The sequence below is a fragment of the Microvirga yunnanensis genome, from assembly GCF_025460875.1.
Genome location: NZ_JAMXFI010000157.1, coordinates 1 through 19351 on the forward strand (window position 1 = coordinate 1; position 19351 = coordinate 19351).

20 protein-coding genes and 1 pseudogene are annotated in these 19351 nt (G+C 67.4%); 14 read left to right on the forward strand and 7 right to left on the reverse strand.

All coding sequences use genetic code 11. From position 1 onward, the window contains the following. Positions 1-230: pseudogene (locus tag NF876_RS39165) on the forward strand (3-oxoadipyl-CoA thiolase); the annotation flags it as partial. A 16-nt stretch (positions 231-246) separates the two neighbouring features. After that, positions 247-1305, forward strand: coding sequence for a 3-carboxy-cis,cis-muconate cycloisomerase (locus NF876_RS39170; RefSeq protein ID WP_262273251.1), 1059 nt, complete (start codon positions 247-249; stop codon positions 1303-1305). Positions 1306-1368: 63 nt separating this feature from the next. Here the strand turns inward: NF876_RS39170 and NF876_RS39175 are convergent, their stop codons facing one another. Further along, a complete protein-coding gene (locus NF876_RS39175) occupies positions 1369-1536 on the reverse strand; it encodes a hypothetical protein (protein WP_262273252.1) in 168 nt (55 codons plus the stop codon). Positions 1537-1591: 55 nt separating this feature from the next. Then, on the reverse strand, positions 1592-2485 hold the full coding sequence (locus NF876_RS39180) for a helix-turn-helix domain-containing protein (RefSeq protein ID WP_262273253.1): 894 nt from the start codon (positions 2483-2485) through the stop codon (positions 1592-1594). 145 nt (positions 2486-2630) lie between these two features. On the opposite strand from NF876_RS39180, the gene pobA reads away from it, so the two are divergent. Continuing rightward, the gene (pobA, locus tag NF876_RS39185) at positions 2631-3800 is read left to right on the forward strand and encodes a 4-hydroxybenzoate 3-monooxygenase (protein ID WP_262273254.1); all 1170 of its coding nucleotides are present in this window, start codon (positions 2631-2633) and stop codon (positions 3798-3800) included. A 256-nt stretch (positions 3801-4056) separates the two neighbouring features. Here the strand turns inward: pobA and NF876_RS39190 are convergent, their stop codons facing one another. From NF876_RS39190 to NF876_RS39210, 5 genes are all read right to left on the reverse strand, one after another. Continuing rightward, positions 4057-4875: a DUF1932 domain-containing protein gene (locus NF876_RS39190; RefSeq protein WP_262273255.1), complete on the reverse strand. Its 819-nt coding sequence runs from the start codon at positions 4873-4875 to the stop codon at positions 4057-4059. A gap of 32 nt (positions 4876-4907) precedes the next feature. Continuing rightward, complete coding sequence (locus NF876_RS39195) at positions 4908-5600, reverse strand: 4-carboxy-4-hydroxy-2-oxoadipate aldolase/oxaloacetate decarboxylase (RefSeq protein ID WP_262273256.1); 693 nt, start codon at positions 5598-5600, stop codon at positions 4908-4910. Further along, positions 5597-6319 carry a PIG-L deacetylase family protein gene (locus tag NF876_RS39200; protein ID WP_262273257.1) on the reverse strand — a complete coding sequence of 241 codons (723 nt, stop codon included), beginning with the start codon at positions 6317-6319 and terminating at the stop codon, positions 5597-5599. Before NF876_RS39200 ends, NF876_RS39195 begins: the two co-directional genes overlap by 4 nt. A gap of 25 nt (positions 6320-6344) precedes the next feature. Then, entirely contained in the window at positions 6345-7433 is a 1089-nt protein-coding gene (locus NF876_RS39205) for a 4-oxalomesaconate tautomerase (protein ID WP_373696782.1), read from the reverse strand. Positions 7434-7539: 106 nt separating this feature from the next. Beyond that, a complete protein-coding gene (locus tag NF876_RS39210) occupies positions 7540-8493 on the reverse strand; it encodes a LysR family transcriptional regulator (RefSeq protein WP_262273258.1) in 954 nt (317 codons plus the stop codon). A gap of 153 nt (positions 8494-8646) precedes the next feature. Here NF876_RS39210 and NF876_RS39215 point away from each other — a divergent pair, with 153 nt between their 5' ends. The 11 genes from NF876_RS39215 to NF876_RS39265 all read left to right on the forward strand — a co-directional run. Beyond that, positions 8647-9525, forward strand: a complete 879-nt coding sequence (locus tag NF876_RS39215) for an amidohydrolase family protein (protein WP_262273259.1) — start codon at positions 8647-8649, stop codon at positions 9523-9525. A gap of 66 nt (positions 9526-9591) precedes the next feature. Further along, complete coding sequence (locus NF876_RS39220) at positions 9592-10569, forward strand: Bug family tripartite tricarboxylate transporter substrate binding protein (protein WP_262273260.1); 978 nt, start codon at positions 9592-9594, stop codon at positions 10567-10569. A gap of 103 nt (positions 10570-10672) precedes the next feature. After that, entirely contained in the window at positions 10673-11773 is a 1101-nt protein-coding gene (locus NF876_RS39225) for an alpha/beta fold hydrolase (protein ID WP_262273261.1), read from the forward strand. 2 nt (positions 11774-11775) lie between these two features. Continuing rightward, on the forward strand, positions 11776-12642 hold the full coding sequence (locus NF876_RS39230) for a class III extradiol dioxygenase family protein (RefSeq protein ID WP_262273262.1): 867 nt from the start codon (positions 11776-11778) through the stop codon (positions 12640-12642). After that, positions 12617-12961, forward strand: coding sequence for a YciI family protein (locus NF876_RS39235; RefSeq protein ID WP_262273263.1), 345 nt, complete (start codon positions 12617-12619; stop codon positions 12959-12961). The genes NF876_RS39230 and NF876_RS39235 overlap by 26 nt, the downstream gene beginning before the upstream one ends. A gap of 54 nt (positions 12962-13015) precedes the next feature. Next, positions 13016-14032: a Bug family tripartite tricarboxylate transporter substrate binding protein gene (locus NF876_RS39240; RefSeq protein WP_262273264.1), complete on the forward strand. Its 1017-nt coding sequence runs from the start codon at positions 13016-13018 to the stop codon at positions 14030-14032. 97 nt (positions 14033-14129) lie between these two features. After that, complete coding sequence (locus tag NF876_RS39245; RefSeq protein WP_262273265.1) at positions 14130-15305, forward strand: ABC transporter substrate-binding protein; 1176 nt, start codon at positions 14130-14132, stop codon at positions 15303-15305. A 157-nt stretch (positions 15306-15462) separates the two neighbouring features. Further along, on the forward strand, positions 15463-16545 hold the full coding sequence (locus NF876_RS39250; RefSeq protein ID WP_262273266.1) for an aromatic ring-hydroxylating dioxygenase subunit alpha: 1083 nt from the start codon (positions 15463-15465) through the stop codon (positions 16543-16545). Positions 16546-16553: 8 nt separating this feature from the next. After that, positions 16554-17528: a PDR/VanB family oxidoreductase gene (locus NF876_RS39255; RefSeq protein WP_262273267.1), complete on the forward strand. Its 975-nt coding sequence runs from the start codon at positions 16554-16556 to the stop codon at positions 17526-17528. Further along, positions 17528-18283, forward strand: a complete 756-nt coding sequence (locus NF876_RS39260) for a GntR family transcriptional regulator (protein ID WP_262273268.1) — start codon at positions 17528-17530, stop codon at positions 18281-18283. The genes NF876_RS39255 and NF876_RS39260 overlap by 1 nt, the downstream gene beginning before the upstream one ends. Positions 18284-18314: 31 nt before the next feature. Further along, positions 18315-19351: ABC transporter substrate-binding protein (locus NF876_RS39265; RefSeq protein WP_262273269.1), on the forward strand; the 1037-nt coding region annotated here is incomplete at its 3' end.

Genomic DNA, 19351 nt, shown 5'->3' on the forward strand with positions numbered 1-19351 from the left:
TCGCCAGCCAGGGCATCGCGGTGCTGCGCGAGCTGGGCATCCCTGAGGATGCGGAGCATGTGAACCCGAACGGCGGCGCCATCGCGCTCGGCCATCCGCTCGGCATGTCCGGCGCCCGCATCACCGGCACGGCCGTCCTGGAGCTGAAGCTCACGGGCAAGAGGCGTGCGCTCGCCACCATGTGCATCGGCGTCGGGCAGGGCATCGCCGTCGCCCTCGAGGCGGTCTGACGCGAGGTTCGTGACGATGCAGACGCTCCCCCGTCCCGTCCTGCAGGCCCTCGTCGGCGACGAGGCGGTGGAGGCGTTCTTCTCCAACGGAGCCGAGCTTGCAGCCATGCTGCGGGTCGAAGCCGCCCTCGCCGAGGCCGAGGCGAAGGTCGGCTTGATCGGTAACGACGCGGCGCGCCGGATCGCCGAAGTCTGCGGCGCCTTTCAGCCGGACTGGGGCAAACTCGCGGAGGGCCTCGCCCGCGACGGCGTGATCGTTCCCGAGTTCGTCAAGCAGCTGCGGGCCGCGGTGGGTGAGCCGCACGCGAAAGCCGTTCACCTGGGCGCGACGAGCCAGGACATCATCGACACCGCGCTGGTCCTGCGCCTGAAGACCGTCATCGCGGTCCTCGGAGAGCGCCTCGACACGCTGATCCAGTCCCTCGACGGCCTGAGGCGCCGGGACGGCGCCGTGCGCCTCATGGCGCATACCCGGATGCAGCAGGCGCTTCCATTCACGGCGGCCGACAAGATCGACACCTGGCTCCAGCCCCTGGAGCGTCACAGGGAGGCCCTGCAGGACCTCGCCCCGTGCCTCCTTGTCGTTCAGCTCGGCGGCCCGATCGGGACCCGCGGCGAGCTGAAGGGGCACGGCGACGCCGTCGCCGACGCCATGGCCGAGATCCTGTGCCTCGGCCTCGCCCCGTCCTGGCATTCCCAGCGCGACCGGATCGGCGAGTTCGGCTCATTCCTGTCCCTGCTGACCGGCACCCTCGGCAAGCTCGGGCAGGACGTGGCCCTGATGGCGCAGAACGAGGTCGGCGAAGTGAAACTCGCCACGGGCGGAGGCTCGTCGGCCATGGCCCACAAGTCGAATCCGGTGCCCGCCGAGGTGCTGGTGACGCTCGCCCGCTTCAACGCCGGGATGCTCGGCACCCTGCATCAGGCTCTGGTCCACGAGGGCGAGCGCTCGGGAGCGGCCTGGACGCTCGAATGGATGGTGCTGCCGCCCATGGTGATCTCAACGGCCGCAGCCCTGAGCAGGACCCGGGAAATGATCGCGGGGCTGACCTTCGCTCCCTCCAAGGCCGTCTAAAGCATCGGATTGATCCCAAAAGCGGGTCCACTTTTGGGTCCGATGCTCTAGACCTGACCTCCGTCATGCGTCGCCGACGATCACGGTCACCCGGCCGGAGCCGCCGCAATCCGGGCACGGCTTCTGCCCGATGCTGCCGGACCCGTCGCAGGTGGGGCAGATGTTCTCTCCGGTCTGCCTGGCGCCCGGCACGTCCTCGTCCCCGGGATTCTTCCGATCATTATCCGACATGAGCTGGCTCCTTCGGTGAGTAACGCCGGGGACCTGCGCGGGTTCTTGATGGAGGTCAGGCCATGGCGCTCTGCTGCCGGGCCCGGAAGGCGAGGGGCGCAAGCCCGGTCCTCTGCTTGAAGAAGCGCGCGAAATAGGCCGGGTCGTCGAAGGCGAGGGCCAGCGCGATCTCCTTGGCGCTCAAGCCCGTGAAGGTCAGGTATCGCTTCGCCTCGAGGATGATCCGCTGGTGCACGATGCCGAGCGCGGTGTCGCCGAGATGCTCCCGGCAGATGCGGTTGAGATGGGGCGCCGTCAGGCCGAGCCTGCGGGCATAGGCGTCGATCGGCTGGTGGCTGCGGAAATCCCGGTCGACGAGTTCCCGGAAGCGCAGGGCGTGTCGAAGGGCTGGGCTCCCTGCCCCATGGCGGCCGGGAGCCGCCGCGGAGCCCTGCAGGCGATGGAGCGCGATCAGGACCAGCATCAGCCGGGCCTGGATCGCCTCGGAGCCGCCCGGAGCGCGGCCGGCGAACTCCCCCGCGAGAGCCGCGATGTCGTGGCTCAGCGCGCGGCCGATCTCCTCATGGCCGCCGAGGTCGACCGCCTGAACCGACCGGCAGGTCTCCCGGATACCGGGCATGTCCGCGAGGATCTGGGACAGGCGGGTGTCGAACAGCGTCAAAACCGCTCCCTCCACGTCCGGCGAGAACGTGTAGCCGTGGACGGTCATCGGCGGCAGGGCCACGAGGGCAGGACCGGTCATTTCCGTGCTCCGGCCGTCGATCGCGACCTCGGCCGTGCCGGCAGCCAGGTGAAGGATCTGGAACAGCCGCTCGTGTCGATGCGGCAGGATCCGGTAATTGTGCAAGCGGCTGCGGACCTGAATGGTCTCGCAATGGATCCAGTCCGACGCCGGGTCTTCGCCGGTTTCTCCATAGAGCGCGTAGGTTGGGATGTCGGCAATGGCCACGTCTGGTCGATCCGTTCCGCGTCGTCGAATGATCGGAATGTCCAATCCTATGCGCGCTTTGTCTATTGGCCGTTGGGCGGTCGGAGTTCATTCTTCGGCCCCATGAACAAGGCGGCCACGGCCGCCGTCGCGGAGGAATTCGGTCATGCGGACCAAGGTCGCCATCATCGGGGCGGGACCCGCCGGGCTCCTGCTGGGACGCCTTCTGGAGAAGGCCGGGGTCGACACTGTCATCCTGGAACGACGCAGCCAGGATTACGTGATCGGGCGCATCCGCGCCGGCGTCCTCGAACAGGGCACGGTCGAACTCCTGGACAAGGCCGGCGTCGGCGAGCGGCTGCATGCGGACGGGCTCGTCCATGACGGCGTGGAGTTCTGCTTCGATGGCGACAGGCACCGCTTCGACTTCCGCGCCCTGATCGGCAGGACGGTGACCGTCTACGGGCAGACGGAGGTGACCCGCGACCTGATGCAGGCCCGCGAGGCCTCGGGCGCGACCACGATCTATGAAGCCGAGAACGTGTCGCTCCACGGCTTCGACGGCGACCGTCCGAGCGTGCGCTACGTCAAGGACGGCGTCGAGCACGAGATCGCCTGCGACTTCATCGCCGGGTGCGACGGCTATCACGGAGTGGCGCGGGCCAGCGTGCCGGAGAGAGCGATCCGCACCTTCGAGCGGGTCTATCCCTTCGGCTGGCTCGGCATCCTGGTCGACAGGCCGCCGGTCGCCGAGGAGCTGATCTATGCGCATCACGCCAGGGGCTTCGCCCTCTGCTCCATGCGCTCGCACAGCCGCAGCCGCTACTACGTCCAAGTGCCGGCGGACGAGAAGGTGGAGGAATGGTCGGACGACCGGTTCTGGGACGAATTGCGCCGCCGGGTCGATCAGGAGACCGCCGACCATCTGGTGACCGGTCCGTCCATCGAGAAATCCGTCGCTCCCCTGAGGAGCTTCGTGGCCGAGCCGCTCCGGTTCGGCCGTCTCTTCCTGGCCGGCGACGCCGCCCATATCGTGCCGCCCACCGGGGCCAAGGGGCTGAACCTCGCGGCGAGCGATGTCGGGGCCCTGGCCGAGGCTCTCGTCGAGTTCTACGCCGAGCGATCCGCCGCGGGGATCGACGGCTATTCCGCGCGCGTGCTGGCACGGATCTGGAAGGCCGAGCGGTTCTCCTGGTGGATGACCTCGATCCTGCACACCTTCCCCGAGACCGACGCCTTCAGCCGCCGGATCCAGCGCGCGGAGTTCGACTATCTCAGAAGTTCGGACGCGGCCGCCCGGTCCCTGGCGGAGAACTACACGGGGCTGCCGCTCTAGCATCCGTGCCGGGAATGTCCTTTCCCTCGCCGGACTCGTTCCGGTGATCCCGATGCCTTGAGGCGCTGCGCTCCACCTTATCGGGATGGCCGGCACAGGGCCGGCCATGACGTGTGGAGGGTGTCAATGCCGGACCGGGTGTTCACCCTCCACGTCATCACCGGGCTTGTCCCGGTGATCCCGATCGGAAGAGCGCGGCGCCCCACCGGATCGGGATGGCCGGCACACGGCCGGCCATGACGTGAGAGGGTGTGACCTACGTCTTGCCGGCCTTGGCGAAGCTCTCGTGACGGTCCGCGATGGCGCTCGCCAGGGACCCGTCGAGGCCGAGCTCGTCGATCATGCGACTCGCCTCGCGCATCTCCGCCGCGCGCCGGATCCCGTGCTGGCGCACGCGGGACATCATGGTCCTGGCGAGACTCTCCCAGTCCATGCCGGGATAGGAGGCCGTCAGGCTGGCCAGGACGGCCGGCATGACGCCGGCCTTCTCGGAGGCCAGCGTGAAGTCGACCATCAGGGCCTCCATGCCCTTGATCACGATGCTACGGCACAGTTTCGTGGCCGAGGCCGTTCCGATCCCGGTGCTCACCGGGGTGATCCTCATGCCGAGATCGTTGAGCCGGGCCGAAACCTCCTCGGCTCTTTCACCGCCGCTGAGGATCGGAACGGCGAGTCCCGGCTCCTTCACGGGCGCCATCACGGCGAACTCGACGAAAGCCGCGCCCCGGTCCCGCACGGGCTTCGCCACGCGCTCCTTGGTGGCGGGCGACACGGAATTGAGGTCGACATAGACCTGCGACGGATGAAGATGCGGCGCGACCTGCTCGGCCGCCGCAACGGCCGAATCCGCCGTGACGGCGGAGATCACGATGTCGGCTCCGCGGCATGCATCCGCCGGGCCGTCGGCGGCGTGAATGCCCGCCTCGGAGGCCCGCCGACGCAGCTCCGGGCCTTTCGCAAGATCGTCGAACAGGATGTCGTAGACCCTGATCCCGACGCCCGGTTTTCCCGCGAGCTGGCGGGAAAAGAGCTGTCCGACTTCTCCATAGCCGATGAAGGCGATCTCGAGGCTCATGTGTGTACCGCTCATGAAGGGGACAGGGACCGTCAGTCCTCGTCCTTGTATTCCACATAGGTGAGACCCGCCTTCGCCAGCGGCTCGCGCATCTTGTAGAGGTCGAGGCCGAGAACGCCGGACGCGAGGGTCTCGCGCTTCGATCCCTCGTTGGCGACACGGGCCTCGCCGGCCGCCGCGACGGCCTCGACCTCCCGGCGCGGCACCACCACGACGCCGTCGTCGTCGGCCACGATCACGTCGCCGGGCTTCACCAGAGCGCCGGCGCAGACCACCGGAACATTCACCGATCCGAGGGTCGCCTTCACGGTGCCCTTCGCGGAAATGGCGCGGGACCAGACCGGGAAGCCCATCTCGGTCAGGGTCTTCACGTCGCGCACGCCGGCATCGATCACGAGGCCGACCACGCCGCGGGCCTTCAGGGAGGTCGCCAGCAGGTCGCCGAACATCCCGTCCGTGTTGTCCGTGGTCACACCGACGACCAGGATGTCGCCCGGCCTGCACTGCTCGACCGCCACATGGATCATCCAGTTGTCGCCGGGCTGCGCCAGCACCGTCACGGCGCTTCCGGCCACCTGGGCGCCGGCCCAGATCGGCCGCATGTAGGGCTTCATCAGGCCGACGCGGCCCATCGCCTCGTGGGTGGTCGCGGTGCCGAGCTCGGCGAGCCGGTCGACCACGGTCCGGTCGACGCGCGGAATGTTTGTGACGACGACAGGCTTCATGCCAGTTCCTCGACGATCTGGGGGAAGATGCGCTGGTAGGCCTCGCCGTAGGTCATGGCCCGGCCCGAGTTGCGGCCGCCCTGCATGCCGCGATTCAGGGCCACGCGGGTGTAGTATTCCCAGAGGTGCTTCTGGGCCGCCAGGATCTCGAAGGCCCTGCGCTTCGTCTCCCAGACCTCGTCGATGTTGAGGATCACGTTGGGCTTGTAGTTGCACTGCTCGGGCTGGTGCGGCTCGAACAGGAACACCGGCGGGGCGTTGTAGGCGAGGTCCGGGCTCGGCTTGTGGCCGGACGCCTGCGCGATGATGCGGGCCTCCTGGGCGAAGCGGGTCGCCTCGGGATGGTCCACGTTGTACGGGTCCTCCAGGGAATGCGTGAGCACGAAGGAAGGCTTGAGCTCGCGGTAGACGTCCACGAGCCGGTCGAGCATCTCGGGCGTGGTGTGGAGCGGGTAGTCACCGGCGTCGAAGAACTCGATTTCGGCCCCGAGCGTCTCGGCGGCGCGCTCCGCCTCCTCGCGGCGCTGCGCCTTCACGTCGGCGAGCGATACGTCGGCCTTCTTCCAGGCCCACTGGCTCTCGCCGCGCTCGCCGAAGGACAGGCAGACGATCTTCACGCGATAGCCCTTCTTCGCATGGAGCGCGATGGCGCCGCCCGCGCGCCATACGAAGTCGCCAGGATGGGCGGTGACGACAAGTCCGGTCTTTCCAGTGCTCATGATGTCCTCGAGAAGAAGCGTTGATTCAGGCGGCGTCCCGGCCCGCGTCGAGGGCCTCGGCCAGGGCCTCGTGCGCGAAGGCATGGCCCTCGAAGAGCAGGCGCGCGGTGCGCAGCAGGCCCGCCTTCTCGACCACCGGGCTGTCTTCGGTTCCGCCGACCTCGATCACGACGCTGAACTCGCCCGTCGGGTGCTCGACCGACAGCGTCTTCTCGCGTCCGGGCGGGATTTTTGCGACCCGGGCCGCCGGCGATCCGGGCAGCACGCAGGCGGTCGCGACCGTGACGGCCGCGAAGACCCCGATCGAGGCATGGCACTCGTGGGGGATGAAGCTGCGGGTGCACACATGCCCGCCGGCAGCCGGCGGCGCCACCAGGGCCATCTTGGGCACGACCTTGGACGAGACATCGCCCAGCCCCATGAGCCGGCCGGCTTCGAGGCGGATCTCCTCGAGGCGGGCCTTCAGCTCCGTGTCCTTGTCGAGCACGTCGCGCGGCTCGTATCCCGTCCGGCCGACGGCGGCGGCTTCGAGCACCACCACGGGCATGCCGTTGTCGATCAGGGTCGCGTCGATCCCGGCGACCCGGTCGACGGCGTTGCCCGTGGGCAGCAGCGAGCCGCAGACGGATCCCGCGGCGTCCAGGAACTCGACGGCGATCGGCGCCGCGGTGCCGGGCACGCCGTCGATGCGCGCGTCGCCCCCGTAGGCCACGCGGCCGTCGGGCGTCTGCACGCTGAGCTCCGCGATGGTGCCGGTATTCACCGTATGGACGCGCACCCGCGTCACCGGACCCCGCACGGGAACGAGGCCGCGCTCGATGGCGAACGGCCCGATGCCGGCCAGGATGTTCCCGCAATTGGGCGTGACGTCCACCTTGGGCTTGTCGACCACGACCTGGCCGAACAGGAAGTCCACGTCGCAGTCGGGACGCTGCGACTTCGACACGATGGCGATCTTGCTCGTGAGCGGATGGGCGCCGCCCATGCCGTCGATCTGGCGCGGATCCGGGGATCCCATGATCGACAGAAGGAGCGCGTCACGCCGTCTGGAATCGGACGGAAGATCCTCAGCGAGGAAATAGGCGCCTTTCGAGGTGCCGCCCCGAAGAATCATGCAGGGGATGCGAGGCTGAATGGTCCGTCTCCCACCATCAGGTGAATGGATCGCCGGAAGGGTGCATCAGCCCCATGGGTGCATCAAATGATCTGTTTATCGGCTTTCATGAATTTTTTTCACTGCGCCGCACGGGCTTCCTGCCGCGCCCTCCCGAGGAGGCCCGCTTGGGTTCGCCGAAAGTCTGCACGATCAGCCTGCGCAGCTCGTCCGCGAGGGGCGAGAGCGGCGTGCCGCGCTTCGAGATGATGCCGAGCTGGCGGGTGACGCTGGGATTGCGCAGGGGGATCAGCCTGAGCCCGCGCTCGTCGACCGTGTCGAAGGCGAGGCTCGGGATGACCGTGAGGGCGACGCCGGCCCGGACGAGGGCGACGGCGGTCTGGATGTGCTGGACCTCGAAGCGCCAGCTCAGGGTCTCCCGGCGGCTCCCGAGGGCGTCGTCGATGATGATCCGGTTGCCCGTCTGCGGGCTGATCCGGATCAGCGGCTCCTCGGCGAGATCGGACCAGCTCACATCGGACTGGGAGGCCAGGGGATGATCCTCGGGACAGACCAGGGTGAACGGATCCTTGATCAGCATCTCGATGTCGAAGTCCCACCGGTGGGCCGCCACCAGGGTGATGCCGAACGCGATCGTGCCGTCCTGAACCAGGTTGCTGATCTCGGTGGCCGAGTTGTCGTAGATCCGCAGCACCACGTCCGGGTGCCGCTCCTGGAAGCCGCGCAGGGCCCCTGGCAGGCGCCCGGACGCGATGGTGGGGAGGCAACCGATCGACAGGGTCTCCTGGCGGCTGCGGCCCTCCTGGCGGAGCTCGTCAAGGGAGCCCGCAAGGTTCTCGATGGTCTCCTTCACCTTCGGCAGGAGGTTGAGCCCCGCCTGGGTCAACGACACCTCGCGGGTGGTGCGCGACAGGAGCTTCACGCCGAGATCTTCCTCGAGCTTGCGGATCCGGTGGCTGAGCGCCGTCTGCGAGAGATTGAGATGCGCCGCCGCATGCTGGAAGCTGCCGCGCTCGGCGATGGCCACGAAGGCGTGAAGCCCAAGAAAGTCGATGCGCATCGGGTTCATCCGCTCCGGGGAAAGCGACGGTTCGGGTTGCTGGCGATATATGAAGTATCTTCATCAATCCCCAAAAACAAACCATTTGCTTCATTTCACCCTGGAAGCATCTCATGGGCGCCGAAATCGCTCCATGAAGGTCAGTCCGTTCGCATGACGTCAGCGCCGACGATTCCGCCTCCGCATCCCGATCCGCACGTTCCGTCCTTCAAGCTGCCGCCCAAGACGTGCGACACCCATTGCCACATCTTCGGGCCGAACGAGCGCTACCCCTACGTGCCGGAGCGCCCCTACACGCCGCCCGATGCCCCATTGGAGATGTTTCGCGCGCTGCACGACCGCCTCGGAGTCGAGCGGGCGGTGATCGTCAACGCGACCCCGCACGGACGCGACAACCGGGTCGTGACCGACGCCATCGCGCAGAGCAACGGGCGCTACAAGGGCGTGGCGAACGTGGACGAGACGTTCAGCGATCAGGATCTCCGCCGCCTCGCGGAGGCAGGCATCACCGGATGCCGGTTCACCTTCCTGCCGCGTCTCGGCAAGCTGCCGGACATGTCGTCCTTCGACAGGATCGTCGAGCGAATCGCCGCCCTCGACTGGCACGTGGACCTGTACCTGCCCGCAACCCTGCTGAGCGAGTTCCGGCCCAGGCTGACGGCGCTGCCGGTCCCTTACGTGCTCGACCACATGGGCGTCGTCGATGCGAGCCTCGGCGTTGAGCAGCCCGCCTTCCAGGCGCTGCTCGACCTCGTGCGCGCTGACGAGAAGTGCTGGGTCAAGGTCACATGCCCGGAGCGCATCTCGCGGGCGGGGCCGCCCTTCCACGATGTCGCGCCCTTCGGCACGGCCCTGATCGACGCGGCGCCCGACCGGGTGCTGTGGGGCACGGACTGGCCGCATCCGAACGTGCCGGTGATGCCCGACGACGGCGATCTCGTCGATCTCGTCCCTCTCTACGCGCCGGATCCGGACATCCGGCACAAGCTTCTCGTCCAGAACCCCGCGCGCCTCTTCCGCTTCGCGGATTGAGGGGCATCCCCGCAAGCCTGCGCAGACAGGCGGCGCGACACGAAAAACAGGGAGAAACACATCATCATGCTTGGTACCGTCACGAGACGTTCCCTTCTGGCCCTCGCCATGGCGGCTGGCCTCGGAACCGCCGCCCATGCGCAGCCCGCTTATCCAACACGTCCCGTCAAGGTGGTGGTTCCCTTCGGGGCCGGCGGCGTGGCCGACATCACGATCCGCATCGTGTCGGAAAAGCTGAGCGAGAAGCTCGGACAGAGGTTCATCGTCGAGAACATGCCCGGCGCCGGCGGCATCACGGCCGCCCGGGCGGCCCTGTCGGGGGGCGCGGACGGTTACACCTTGACCATGCTGACGAACGGCACCGCAATCAGCGTGCCGCTGTTCGCCAAGCTCCCGTTCGACCCTCAGGCCGATTTCGTCCCGATCTCGACCCTCGGCACGTTCGACTTCCTCTTCGTGGTCAACGCGGCTTCGAAGTTCGAGACCCTCAAGGATTTCCTGCAGCAGGCGAAGGACAAGCCGGGAAGCCTGAACGTCGCCACGGTGGCGGTCGGCAGCTCGCAGCACCTCGCCTCGGTCCTGTTCAAGCAGGAGACCGGGGCCGATCTGGTCCACGTCCCGTTCCGCAGCACGCCCGACGCCCTGGTGTCCCTGCTCAGGGACGACACCCAATTGCTCATCGACAGCCAGGCGGCCGTGAAGTCGGGTCTCGAGGGCAAGCAGGTGAGAGCGATCGCGTCCTCCGCCCCACGCCGCTCGCCCGCCATGCCGGACGTCCCGACCGTGCGGGAATCCGGGTTCGAGGGATTCGACGTGACGTCCTGGAACGCGCTCTTCGCCCCCAAGGGAACGCCGCAGCCCATCGTCGACACCCTCAACAAGGCCCTGCAGGACATCCTCAGGGAGGACAACGTCAAGGCGCGCCTGCTCGATCTCGGGATCGAAGCACGGGGTGAAACCCCGGCCGAGCTGAGCGCGCGGCTGCGCTCCGACATCGACAAGTGGCGGGCCGTGATCGAGAAGGCCGGCATCCCGAAGCAATAGGCGCAGGCTCATGAAGGACTTTCATCAATCCTTCAAAACAAACCATTTGCTTCATCTTTGGCCCCTGGCTCATCCTGGCCGGCGGGAGGAACGATAACGACCCATGAGCACACGGCCGACCATCGTCCTGCTGCCCGGGCTCCTCTGCGACGCCAGCATCTGGGAGGCGCAGAGGGCCGCTCTCGCGCCCCATGCCGAGATCCGGATCGCGGACTTTTCCCAATTGGATTCCATCGACGCGATGGCCCGTTCCGCGCTCGGTCTCGCCGACGGGCCTCTCATCGCCATCGGGCATTCGATGGGCGCGCGGGTGGCCATGGAGATGGTCCGCCTGGCTCCCGGGCGCATCGAGAAGCTCGCCCTCATCGACACCGGCGTCGACAGCCGGCGGGACGGCGAGGCGGAAAAGCGCCAGATCCTGATCGATCTCGCGTTCGCGGAGGGCATGGAAGCCCTGGCCGAAAGGTGGCTGCCGCCCATGCTGCACGAGGGCAGGGTGGGCGACCAGGCGCTCCTGGCGCCGCTCAAGGCCATGGTGATGCGCGCCACGCCCGAGCAGCATCACAGGCAGATCAAGGCGCTCCTGAACAGGCCGAATGTGCGGCCGCATCTCGAGGCCATCGCCTGCCCGACCCTGGTGATGGTCGGGCGCCAGGACCGCTGGAGCCCGCTGGCCCAGCACGAGGAGATGGCGTCCCTGATCCCGAACGCGGAACTCGTGGTGATCGAGGACAGCGGACACATGTCCCTGCTGGAGCAGCCCGAGCAGGTGTCCCGGGCCCTCCTGCGGTTCCTGGGATTTGAAAAAGACCATTCGGGCGCGGATCGCGCCGCGCTCGGGGAGGTGAAGCCGATGGGCGATGACGCCGTGCCGGATCGTATTCCGGACACGCCCCTGTTCGACCGCAAGCGGTCGCTCCAGGGCTACCGCATCAACAAGATGGCCATGGGGCTCGGCGATCCGGCCAACCGGGAGGCGTTCCGGGAGAACGAGAGCGCCTATCTCGACCGTTTCGGTCTCACGCCCGAGGAGAAAGAGGCGGTGATGACCCGCAACTGGCGCGAGATGGTGCGCCTGGGCGGCAACCTCTTCTTCATTCTCAAGATTTCGGCCGTCGATCCGGTCCGCATCACGGAGATCGGCGCCCATCAGGCGGGAATGGAGCACGCGGATTTCCTGCGGGATCGTTTGGGGAAGAAGTAGGAATGGCAAAACTCATCGGAGGTCTCGGAACGTCCCATGTTCCCTCGATCAGCGCGGCCCTCGACAAGGGTCTGCGGGATACGCCGGACTGGAAGCCGTTCTTCGACGGATACATCCCTGGCCAGGACTGGGTGAGGGAGAACAAGCCCGACGTGGTCGTGGTGATCTTCAACGATCACGGCAACACGTTCTTCCTCGACAAGGTGCCGACCTTCGCGGTCGGCTGCGCGGAGGAATACCGGCCGGTCGACGAAGGCTGGGGGCCGCGCGCGATCGCGCCGTTCAAGGGGGCGGTCGACTTCTCGTGGCATTTCATCGACACCCTGGTCGAGAACCGCTTCGACCCGATGATCTGCCAGGAGATCGAGGTCGATCACGGGCTCCAGGTGCCGATGGAGCTGTTCTGGGGCAAGCCGGATGCATGGCCCGTGAAGGTCGTGCCGATCTTCGTCAACGTGATCCAGTACCCGATCCCGCTGCCGAGCCGCTGCTACGAGATGGGCCGCGTCCTGCGCCGGGCGATCGAGAGCTACGACAGCGACGAGCGCTTCGTCGTGGTCGGAACCGGCGGCCTGTCCCACCAGCTCCAGGGCGCCCGCGCGGGCTTCGTCAATCCGCAGGCCGACCAGGCCTTCCTGAACGATATCGCGGCCGATCCCGACAGGCTCGCGGCCATGTCGCGCGAGCAATATGTGGAGATGTTCGGCAGCGAGGGCGCCGAGCTCATGATGTGGCTGGTCATGCGCGGCGCCATGGACCCGGACGTGGTGGTCCGGCACAAGCATTACTTCGTGCCGGCCTCCATGACCGGGGCGGGGATGATCGTCCTCGAGAACCGGGCGGATGCCGCCCGCGCCGCGGCCGCGTGACGCCATGTACTGGCTCATGATCTGCCGCCACCGGGGGGATGCGGCGGCCTTGCGCGAGCAGCACCGGGACGCGCACCGCCAGCATGTCGCCACGGGCGGAGGCGGGCTGGCCCGTGTGCTGATCGGCTCCGCCCTGACCGAGGATGACGGCGAGACGCCGAACGGAAACTTCGGCGTCCTGGAAGCGCCCTCGCGAGAGGCCGCCCGGGCCTTCGCCGAGAGCGATCCCTACGCTCTCGCCGGCATCGTCGAGTCGATCGAGATCACCGCCCTGGCGTCGCGCTTCCAGGCGCACCGGATCGACCCGATGACGCCCTAGACGATAGGACCCGTGACAGTTGACGCCACAAGAACAAGCCGGAGGAACCAATCGATGCAGGATGACCCACCTGTGAGCGGCTCGCGACACGCCGTCAGCCGCCGCCAGATCCTGATGGGTGCGGCCGCCCTGGGGCTCTCCGCGGGCGCTTCGGCGCGGGCCGCGGCCCAGACCTGGCCGAGCCAGAACATCCTGCTGGTCGTCCCCTTCACGCCGGGAGGATCGACCGACATCCTGGCGCGGCTGCTCGGCCAGCGGCTCGAGGCCGCGCTGAAGAACCCGGTGATCGTCGAATCCCGTCCGGGAGCCGGCGGCTCCGTCGGCGTCGGATCCGTGGCCCGCGCGGCCGCGGACGGACATACCGTCATGATGGGCCATATCGGCACCTTCGCGGTGAACCCGGCGCTCTATCCCAAGCTGCCCTACGACCCGATGAAGAGCTTCGAGCCGGTGAGCGGCATCGCCAACGTGCACAACATGCTCGTCGTCCACCCGGACGTGCCGGCCAAGACCTTGCAGGAGCTGATCGCCTACGCCAAGCAGAACCCCGGCAAGCTCAACTACGCGTCCGGCGGCATCGGCAGCGCCGCGCACATCGCGACCGTCGCCCTCTGCGACCGCACAGGCATCTCGATGACGCACGTGCCCTATCGCGGCACGGTCCCGGCGGTGACGGACCTGCTCGGCGGACGGGTGCAGGTCATGTTCACCGGAGCGCCGAACCTGGTTCAGCACGTGGAGGGCGGCACGATGCGGGCGCTCGCCGTCTCGGGCCTGTCGCGCCTCAAGGCCGCTCCGACGGTTCCGACCGTTGCGGAACTGGGCTTTCCCGGCTTCGAAGCGTCGCAGTGGTACGGCATCCTGGTTCCGGCCGGCACGCCGAAGGCCGTCGTCGACCGCCTCAACGCCGAGATCAGGGCCGCCATGGGGGCGCCGGAGATCGCCGAGCGGCTGTCGCTCGAAGGCGCCGAGGTCTGGACCACGACGCCGGACGAGTTCCGCCGCCATATCGTCACCGAGATGACCCGCTGGGGCGACCTCGTGAAGCGTGCGGGGATCAAGCCCGAATAGAGGCTCAACGATCGAAGAGATCACCTTCTCCGGTTCCAAAAAGGCCGCCAAGTGCCTGACGGACAAGCCAGGGAAGTTCAAACGGGAGGAAGGACACATGCTACGACGGACTTTCATCAGCGCCGCAGGGATCGCGGCCGCCATGCTGGCCCTGACCGGGGCGGCATCGGCCCAGGAGCCCTTGAAGATCGGCCTGATCCTGCCGATGACCGGGCCCTTCGCGTCGACGGGGCGGCAGATCGAGGCGGCCGCGAAGCTCTACATGCAGCAGAACGGCGACACGGTGGCGGGCAAGAAGATCCAGCTCATCGTCAAGGATGACACCGGCACGGCCGACGTCACCAAGCGTCTCGCCCAGGAGCTCATCGTGCAGGACAAGGCGGCAGTGCTCGCGGGGTTCGGCCTGACGCCGCTGGCGCTTGCGACCGCGCCGCTCGCCACCCAGGCGAAGGTGCCCGAGGTGGTGATGGCCGCCGCCACGTCGATCATTCCCGAGCAGTCGCCCTATATCGTGCGCTCGAGCTTCACGGCCGCGCAGGTGACCGTGCCGCTCGCCGAATGGGCCGCGAAGGAGGGCCTCAAGCGGGTGGTCACCATCGTGTCGGATTACGGCCCCGGCATCGATGTGGAAAAGGCCTTCACGGAAACCTTCACCAAGGCCGGCGGGCAGGTGGAGAACCTGCGGGTTCCGCTCGCCAACCCGGACTTCTCGCCCTTCCTGCAGAAGGTGGCGGACGCGAAGCCCGATGCCCTCCTGGCCTTCGTGCCCTCCGGCGTCGGCGCGCAGTTCATGAAGCAGTTCGTGGAACGCGGCCTCGACAAGAGCGGGATCCGCTTCCTGGCGGAAGGCAGCGTCACGGACGACGATCTTCTCAACAACATCGGCGACGTCGCCCTGGGTGCCGTCACCGCGCACCACTACTCCGCCGCCCACGACAGCCCTGAGAACAAGGCCTTCGTGGAGGCTTTCAAGAAGGCCAACAATGGGATGCGGCCGAACTTCATGGCGGTGGGCGGCTACGACGGCATGCACCTGATCTACGAGGGCCTGAAGAAGACCAACGGGCAGGGCGGCCAGGCCCTGATCGACGCCATGAAGGGCATGAGCTGGACGAGCCCGCGCGGTCCGGTCTCCATCGACCCGCAGACCCGCGACATCGTGCAGAACGTCTATATCCGCAAGGTCGAGCGCCGGGATGGCGAGCTCTACAACGTGGAGTTCGCCACGATCCCGAACGTCAAGGACCCGGTGAAGGCCGCCAAGTCCAACTGAGACCACGCCGACCGAAAGCGCCATCGCAAGATGGCGCTTTTTCTGTATACAGGTAAAGATCATCTCGGCCGGTTTTCAGCCATATCCGCCGGTATTAGCCGCAAGTATAGTTGCTGTAGCGCGTTAACTGTATACATTCTGCTCAGGGAGAAAACGGATGACGCACGCCAAGGCTTATCCCCTCAACGCGTGGTACGCCGCAGCCTGGAGCCACGAGATCAGGCATGAACTCGCGGCCCGTACGATCTGCGACAGGGACGTGGTTCTCTACCGCCGCACGGACGGCCAGGTCGTCGCCCTCGAGGACGCATGCTGGCATCGCCTGCTGCCGCTTTCGATGGGGCGCCTCGAAGGCGATCAGGTGATCTGCGGCTATCACGGCCTCGTCTTCAACTCCGCCGGCCGGTGCACCTACATGCCGGCGCAGAAGACCATCAACCCGTCGGCCTGCGTGCGCTCCTATCCCGTGGCCGAGCGCCATCGCCTCGTGTGGATCTGGCCTGGCGATCCCGCGCTGGCGGACCCTGCGAAGATCCCGGACTTCCACTGGAACGACGGCACCGACTGGGTCGGCGAGGGCGGCACCTTCTACAGCCTGAAATGCGACTACCGCCTCGTGATCGACAACCTGATGGACCTGACGCACGAGACCTATGTGCATGCGGGCAGCATCGGCGACGAGGCGATCACCAGCGCGCCGTTCGACGTGACCCATACCGACCGCACCGCCACGGTGACGCGCTGGATGATCGGCATCGAGCCGCCGCCCTTCTGGGCCCGGCAGCTCGGCCGGCCGGGCGAGCATGTGGACCGGTGGCAGATCATCTATTTCCAGGCGCCGTCCATCGTGGTCGGCGACGTGGGCGTCGCCGTCACAGGAACGGGCGCTCCGCAAGGGGATCGCTCGCAGGGCGTCAACGGCGCGTTCCTGGCGGCGATCACGCCCGAGTCGGACAAGTCGTGCCACTATTTCTGGAATTTCGTGCGAACCTTCCGGACGGACGACGAGCAGCTGACCCGGGACATCAACAAGGCGCATGTCAACGAGGGCAAGGGCGTCTACGACCAGGACCATGTGGTCCTCGAGGCGCAGCAGGTCGCCATCGACCGGAACCCCAGGATGCCGTTCTACAACCTCAACATCGATGCGGGTGCCCTGTGGGCGCGCAAGCTCATCGACGCGATACTGGACGACGAATACGGCCCGCAGCCGCATGTGCCGAGCCAGGCGGCCGAGTAGGTCCGACGATGGCCGAGCAAATCGAATGGCGCGCCGCGAAGCTGCTCCGGACGCGGGATCTCTCCCCCGACATCCGGCTCTTCGAGATCGAGCCCTCGGGAGACTTCGTCGCTCCGACGCCCGGCAGCCACATCAATGTGACGGTGCAGATCGGCGAGCGTCCGGACGTGCGGTCCTATTCGATCGTGGGATCGTGCGCGGACGGCCTCTACCGGATCGCGGTCAAACTCCTCGGCGACAGCCGGGGCGGCTCGGCCTATATGTGGAGCCTCGAGCCTGGCGCCCGGCTCACCATTTCGACTCCGGGCAATCACTTCGGTCTCGGCCGGGGCCGGCCGGAATACCTCCTCCTCGCCGGGGGCATCGGCATCACGCCGATCTTCACCATGGCGATGGCGCTCGCGGAAATCGATGCGAATTTCCGGGTGCTCTACGCCTGCCGGCGCCGGGAGGACGCGGCGCTTGCCGACGAGCTGCGCGCGCGGATCGGCGACCGGCTGCACCTGTTCGTCGATACGGACGGGGGCAGGGTGGATCTCGATTCCGAGATTGCCCGGCTCGCACCCGGCGGCGAGCTTTATGTCTGCGGGCCCATCGGCATGCTGGAGGCGGCCAAGCGCGCCTGGCAGCTGAGCAGACGTCCCGTCGATCAGCTGCGCTTCGAGACCTTCGGCAACAGCGGGCGCTTCGCCTCGCAGCCCTTCAAGGTCAACATCCCGCGCCTGAACCTCGTGGTCGACGTCCCGCAGAACAAGACCATGCTGGATGCGCTCGAGACGGCCGGGGTCGCCATGATTTCCGATTGCCGGCGCGGCGAATGCGGGCTCTGCGCGCTCTCCATCCTGGAGGTGGACGGCATCGTCGATCACCGCGACGTGTTCTTCAGCGACGAGGAGAAGGCCGCGAACGCCAAGCTCTGCACCTGCGTGTCGCGGGTCGCAGGCGGCACCATCACCATCGACACGGCGGACAGGGCGGCCTGATGAGCATCGAGAAGACCAGCGACCGCGCGCTCTCGCAGACCGTGAAGGCGCAGCTTGCCCTGCGCGAGCTGGTTCTTCGCGGCGCTTTGAACCCGGGCGAGCGGGTCTCCGAGCTGCAAATGGTCGAACGGCTCGGCGTCTCGCGCACCCCGGTCCGGATGGCCCTCGTGCGCCTGGAGGAGGAGGGGCTGCTGGAAGCCATTCCGTCCGGCGGTTTCGCCGTGAAGGCCTTCTCCGAGAAGGAGGTCTTCATCTCCATCGAGATCCGCGGAACGCTGGAAGGTCTGGCGGCGCGGCTTGCCGCCGAGCACGGCGTCGGCCGCTCGGAACTCCTGGAGGCCGCGGCATGCCTCGATGAGATCGACGAGGTCGTCCGCCGCGAGATGCTCGAGATCGACCTTTCGCAATATGTCGAACTGAACGCCCGGTTTCACCGAATCCTGATCGACATGGCCGATTCTCCGCCCCTGGCGCGGCAGATCGAGCGGGCGAGCGCCCTGCCGTTCGCCTCGGCGAGCGCCCTGGTGCCCGTTCAATCGCGATCGCCAGAGCTGCATCACATCCTGACCGTCGCCCAGGACCAGCATCGCTGCGTCCTGACGGCCATCGAGCGGCGCGAGGGCAGCCGGGCCGAGGCGATCATGCGCGAGCACGCCCGCATCGCGCACCGAAATCTGGAACGAGCGCTGACAAACCAGAGGGACATGGACCTTGTGCCGGGTTCTGCGCTCATCAAACGGCGCATCCGCGCCTAACGGCAAAAAGCCGAAGAGGGAGTGAGGAAACATGTTGAGACGCACATTCCTGGGGGCCGCCGCCATGCTGGCCCTGACCGGGGCGGCATCGGCCCAGGAGCCCTTGAAGATCGGCCTGATCCTGCCGATGACCGGGCCCTTCGCGTCGACGGGGCGGCAGATCGAGGCGGCCGCCAAGCTCTACATGCAGCAGAACGGCGACACGGTGGCGGGCAAGAAGATCCAGCTCATCGTCAAGGATGACACCGGCACGGCCGACGTCACCAAGCGTCTCGCCCAGGAGCTCATCGTCAACGACAAGATCGCCGTCATGGCGGGCTTCGGCCTGACCCCGCTCGCCCTCGCGCCGGCGCCGCTCGCCACCCAGGCGAAGGTGCCGGCCGTCGTGATGGCGGCGGCCACGGCGACCATCACCGAGGCCTCGCCCTATATCGTGCGCACGAGCTTCACCCTGCCGCAGGCCACGGTGCCCATGGCCGAGTGGGCCGCCCAGAACGGCATCAAGAAGGTCGCGACCCTGGTGTCGGACTACGGGCCGGGCATCGACGCCGAGAAGGCCTTCACCTCGGCGTTCACGGCCAAGGGCGGACAGGTGGAGAACCTGCGGGTTCCGCTCGCCAACCCGGACTTCTCGCCCTTCCTGCAGAAGGTGGCGGACGCGAAACCCGATGCGCTCTTCGTGTTCGTGCCCTCGGGCATCGGCGCGCAGTTCATGAAGCAGTTCGTCGAGCGCGGCCTCGACAAGAGCGGCATCAAGCTGATCGGCCCCGGCGACGTGACGGACGACGATCTGCTGAACAACATGGGCGACGTGGCGCTCGGCGCGATCACGACCCAGCATTATTCCGCCGCCCACGACAGCCCTGAGAACAAGGCCTTCGTGGAGGCTTTCAAGAAGGCCAACAATGGGATGCGGCCGAACTTCATGGCGGTGGGCGGCTACGACGGCATGCACCTGATCTACGAGGGCCTGAAGAAGACCAACGGGCAGGGCGGCCAGGCCCTGATCGACGCCATGAAGGGCATGAGCTGGACGAGCCCGCGCGGTCCGGTCTCCATCGACCCGCA